At 67.4% G+C, this 5,147-nt stretch carries 4 protein-coding genes; 3 read left to right on the top strand and 1 reads right to left on the bottom strand.

The features are described 5' to 3' along the window. Nucleotides 1-56: 56 nt before the first annotated feature. Nucleotides 57-1,421: a 2-hydroxycarboxylate transporter family protein gene (locus DPV74_RS38795; protein WP_021156390.1), complete on the bottom strand. Its 1,365-nt coding sequence runs from the start codon at nt 1,419-1,421 to the stop codon at nt 57-59. Nucleotides 1,422-1,843: 422 nt separating this feature from the next. Between DPV74_RS38795 and DPV74_RS38790 the strand changes: the two genes are divergently transcribed. The 3 genes from DPV74_RS38790 to DPV74_RS38780 form a co-directional block, all read left to right on the top strand. Continuing rightward, nucleotides 1,844-2,674, top strand: a complete 831-nt coding sequence (locus DPV74_RS38790) for a MetQ/NlpA family ABC transporter substrate-binding protein (RefSeq protein WP_119339109.1) — start codon at nt 1,844-1,846, stop codon at nt 2,672-2,674. 13 nt (nt 2,675-2,687) lie between these two features. After that, nucleotides 2,688-4,106 (top strand): LLM class flavin-dependent oxidoreductase, encoded by a 1,419-nt coding sequence (locus DPV74_RS38785; protein WP_119339108.1) that lies wholly within the window; start codon nt 2,688-2,690, stop codon nt 4,104-4,106. A gap of 18 nt (nt 4,107-4,124) precedes the next feature. After that, a partial coding sequence (locus DPV74_RS38780) for a methionine ABC transporter ATP-binding protein (protein ID WP_119339107.1) occupies nt 4,125-5,147 on the top strand: 1,023 nt, incomplete at its 3' end.

Raw genomic sequence — 5,147 nt, 5'->3', positions numbered from 1 at the left:
AAGGCCGGCGGCGGCGCGTGCGAAGCGGCCTGCGCGACGGAGCGCGCGGCGGCGCGTCATCCGAAGTGTGCGATCAGGATCAGCGTGACCGTGACGACGATCGCGCCGCCGATGCGGGTCGCGATCTGCGCGAACGGCATCAGCTGCATCCGGTTCGCGGCCGTGAGGATCGCGACGTCGCCGGTGCCGCCTTGCCCGCTGTGGCAGGCGTTCACGATTGCGGTGTCGATAGGGTACATCTTCATCAGGCGGCCGACCACGAAACCGGTGCCCATCAGCGTCGCGACGGTCGACACGATCGTGACCACGTTGACGATCGTGAACGCGGCGGTCAGCTTGTCCCACGGCGTCATCGCGACGCCGATCGCGAACAGCAGCGGGTACGTGACGGCGGTCGAGAAGAACTTGTAGACGACGAACGCGCCTTCCTGCAGCGGCGGCGACACCGCGCGCGCGAGCTTCACGAGCACCGCGAGGAACAGCATCGCGACCGGCGCGGGCAGGCCGAACAGCTTGTGCGCCATCAGGCCGACCAGGTACAGCGTGATCGCCGTGATGCCGGCGCCCGCGATGTGCGAGACGTCGACGTGGCCGCGGATTTCCTCGTTCTCGGGCGTCATGTCGCCCGATTCGCCGACCTGCAGGCGGCCGTTGCCGGTCAGGTGCGGGAAGCGCTTGCCGAGCATGTCGAGCGCGCCCGACAGGATGATCGCGGTCAGGCTGCCGAGCATCACCGGCGGCAGTACCATCGCGAACATCTCGCCTTGCGGCAGGTGCATCAGTTCCGAATAGCCGATCGACAGCGGAATCGCGCCTTCGCCGACGCCGCCCGCCATGATCGGCACGACGATGTACAGCAGCGTGTGGCGCGCGCCGAGGCCGAGCGCGGTACCCACCGCCGTGCCGACGATCGCGGCCGCGACCGAGCCGGCCGCGAGCGGGATGAAGATCTTCACGAAGCCCTGGATCAGCACGCGCCGGTCCATGCTCAGGATGCTGCCGACGATGATCGACGCGATGAACAGGTACAGGAAGTTGGTCGACTTCGTGAATTCGACCGTCAGGTTCAGCACCGGCTTCGGCAGCACGTGGTAGTAAGTGAGCGCCGACGGCACGAAGGTCGCGAAGATCGCGGCGGCGCCGATGTTGCGCAGGAGCGGCAGGCGCTTGCCCAGTTCCGCGCAGGTGAAGCCGAAGAACGCGAGTACCGCGATCGCCATCGAGATCTCGCCGGGCACCTTGCCGGTGACCGAGAAGCCGACGATCAGCGCAAGCAGGATGAAGTAGACGGGCAGCGGGATGATGCCGATGCGGATTTCCATCAGCTTCCACCAGCCTTCCGGCCAGAAGCGCTCGCGCGGGGCGGCGACGGCGTTGGAAACCGGCTCCGGATGGGACGGGGTATGGATAGAGGTCTGCAAGACGTGTCTCCTGATGTTGGAATGCCTGCATCGCTTCGCGGCATCGTGTGCCGTCTATTACGCAACCCCCATGCCAGAAATGCAGCCTGACGGAATATTTTTAATGCGTTGATTCATAAGGGATTTGTTTCGTCTGCGGAAATGACGGCCCGGCCGGCTGGCCGAGATTTCGGAATTCGCCCGGCGTCCAGGCCGAGATTTCGGCCGGGCGCCCGGTCGGGCCGCCGATCCTGCGTGGCCGCCGGCCATATCGCCGCGCGCGATTTTCTTCGCACAATCGCTTCGTAGACCGTCCCGGCTCCGCTCTCTATCATCGGCTGATCCTTTTCCGACGTGCTTGACGCTTGTCCGGAGAACGCCCGCGCGTTCGCCGCGGCGTCGCTCATCCGTCGATACCGTCTTTGGACAGGAGAGTGGTTCCCATGCTGCATGCCGTTTTTTCCGCCCGTCTTTCCGCCGGCCGCGTCGCGCGCCTGCTGGCCGCCGCCCTGCTCGGCGTCGTACTGCTCAATGGTGCGCGGGCCGACACCGCGCCGCTGAAGGTCGGCATTTCGACGAGCCCGCAGATCGAGGCGCTGAAGGTTGCCGCCAAGGAGGCGAAGGCGCAGGGGCTCGACGTGCGGATCGTCGAATTCACCGACTGGAATACGCCGAACGCGGCGCTCGCGAACAAGGACATCGACGTCAACTACTTCCAGCACATCCCGTTCCTCGAGAACGCGAACAAGCAGGGCGGCTACAACTTCGTGTCGATCGCGCCCGGCACGATCATGAAGATCGGCCTCTATTCGAAGAAGGTGAAAAGCTTCAGCGAGCTGAAGGACGGCGCGAAGGTCGCGATCGCGAACGATCCGGTGAACGGCGGGCGCGGGTTGCTGCTGCTGCAGCGCGCGGGGCTCATCAAGCTGAAGCCGGGTGCCGACTACCGCGCGACGACGCACGACATCGTGTCGAACCCGAAGCACCTGAAGATCATCCCGCTCGAGGCATCGCAACTCGCGCGTTCGCTCGACGACGTCGATCTCGCGCAGGGCTACCCGAGCTTCATCAAGCTCGCCGGCACGACCGACCCGAACAGCGCGCTGCTGTTCGACGGCACCGAGAACAAGATCTTCGCGATCCAGTGGGTCGTGCGGCCGGACAGCGTGAACGATCCGCGCATCCGCAAGTTCATCGCGATCTACCAGCAGTCGCCGGCCGTGCGCAAGGCGCTCGACAACGCGTTCGGCTCGCTGTACGCGATCGCGTGGTGACGGAGGCGCGCACATGACGACGGCGAACCGCAAGAAGATCCTGCTCAACGCGTTCAACATGAACTGCGTCGGGCACATCAACCATGGGCTGTGGACGCATCCGCGCGACCGCTCCGCACACTACACCGATCTCGACTACTGGGCCGACCTCGCGAAAACGCTCGAACGCGGCAAGTTCGACGGGATCTTCCTCGCGGACATCGTCGGCGTGTACGACGTGTTCGGCGGCGGCCCCGATGCCGCGCTGCGCGAATCGGTGCAGGTGCCCGTCAACGATCCGCTGCTGCTGGTGCCCGCGATGGCGCAGGTCACGCGGCATCTCGGCTTCGGCGTGACCGCGAACCTGACCTACGAGCCGCCTTACCTGTTCGCGCGCCGCATGTCGACGCTCGATCACCTGACGAAAGGGCGCGTGGGCTGGAACATCGTCACCGGTTATCTCGACAGCGCCGCACGCGGGATGGGCCTCGCGCAGCAGATCGGTCACGACGACCGCTACGAGCGCGCGGACGACTACATGGACGTCGTCTACAAGCTGTGGGAGCAGAGCTGGGACGACGACGCGGTGATCCGCGATGCGCAGGCGCGCGTGTTCGCGCAGCCGGGCAAGGTGCGGCGCGTGAAGCACGACGGGCCGTTCTATTCGATCGATGCGATCCACCTGAGCGAGCCGTCGCTGCAGCGCACGCCGGTGCTGTACCAGGCCGGTTCGTCCGCGCGCGGTGTCGAGTTCGCGGGCCGTCACGCCGAATGCGTGTTCGTGAACGGGCAGAGCAAGGCCGCAGCGCGTGCGGCGGCGCTCGACATCCGTGCGACTGCCGCGCGGCAGGGGCGCGATCCGGCTTCGATCAGGATCTTTGCCGGCGTGAGCGTCGTGACGGCCGAGACCGAACTTCTCGCGCGCGAGAAGTTCGACGAATACCGGCGCTACGCGAGCCCGGAAGCCGGCCTCGCGCATTTCGCGAGCTCGACCGGCATCGACTTCGCGAAGTACGGCCTCGACGAACCGATTTCGTATGTGAAGACCGACTCGATCCAGTCGGCCGTCGACGCGATCTCGCGCAAGAGCACGACCGGCACGTGGACCGTGCGGCGGATGCTCGAACAGATGTCGCTCGGCGGCCGGTATGCGCCGATCGTCGGCTCGCCGTCGCAGGTCGCGGACGAACTGCAGTCGTGGATCGACGAGACGGGCATCGACGGTTTCAACCTGACGCGCACCGTGATGCCCGAGTCGTTCGAGGATTTCGTCGACTGGGTCGTGCCCGAGCTGCAGAACCGCGGCGTCTACAAGGAAGACTACGATCCCGCGCCGACGCTGCGCGAGAAGCTGTTCGGCGCGGGCCCGCGCCTGCCCGCGTGGCACACGGGCGCGCAGCACCGGCCGGCTGCCGTGCCGGCATCCGAACCCGCGCATCCCGCGCATGCCTGAACGTGACGGAGCGAAGCGATGACGCAATTGTTCGATACGCTGGGTTTCGTCGATGCATCGGCCGCGCGTGCCGGCACCGTTGCCCCGCATGACGCGGCGGCCGCGGCGGCCGCCGGTGGCGCAGCCGTGTCGCTGGAGCAGGTCGGCAAGGTGTTCGCGACGCCGCGCGGCCAGGCCGCCGCGCTGCGCGACGTGACGCTCGACGTACGGCGCGGCGAGGTGTTCGGGATCATCGGCCGCAGCGGCGCGGGGAAGTCGACGCTGCTGCGGCTCGTGAACGGGCTCGAGCGGCCGAGCTCGGGCCGCGTGCGTGTGCAGGGTGTCGACGTCGGCGCGCTCGACGAGGACGGGCTCGTCGCGCTGCGGCGTCGCACCGGCATGGTGTTCCAGCATTTCAACCTGCTGTCCGCGAAGACGGTGTTCGAGAACGTCGCGCTGCCGCTGAAGATCGCCGGCGTGCCGAAGGCCGAGCGCGTGCGCAAGGTCGAGGCGCTGCTCGAACTCGTCGGGCTCGCCGCGAAACGCGACGCGTATCCGGCCAGCCTGTCGGGCGGGCAGAAGCAGCGCGTCGGCATTGCCCGCGCGCTCGTGCACGATCCCGAGGTCCTGCTGTGCGACGAGGCGACCTCGGCGCTCGATCCCGAGACGACGCAGTCGATCCTCGCGCTGCTCGCCGACATCAACCGTCGCCTCGGGCTGACGATCGTGCTGATCACGCACGAGATGGAAGTGATCCGCGCGGTGTGCGACACGGTCGCGGTGATCGAACAAGGCGAAGTCGTCGAAACGGGCCCCGTGTGGCGCGTGTTCGGCGATCCGCGCCACGGCGCGACGCGCGCACTGCTCAGCACGCTCGTGCACGACCTGCCGGCCGAACTGGCCGCGCGCGTGCAGCCGCTGCCCGAGCAGGCCGCGCTGCCCGACGGTGCGCAGGTCGTGCTCGACGTCCGTTATACGGGCGAGAGCGGCGGCGAGCCGGATGTCGGCGCGCTCGCGGCGGCGCTCGGCGGCTCGGTGCGTTTCCTGCATGGCGGGATCGAG

The sequence above is a fragment of the Burkholderia sp. HAN2018 genome, from assembly GCF_024704855.1.
Classification (GTDB): Bacteria; Pseudomonadota; Gammaproteobacteria; order Burkholderiales; family Burkholderiaceae; genus Burkholderia; species Burkholderia cepacia.
The sequence above is the reverse complement of the archived record's forward strand: the minus strand, read 5'-3'. Positions and strand labels throughout refer to the sequence as shown.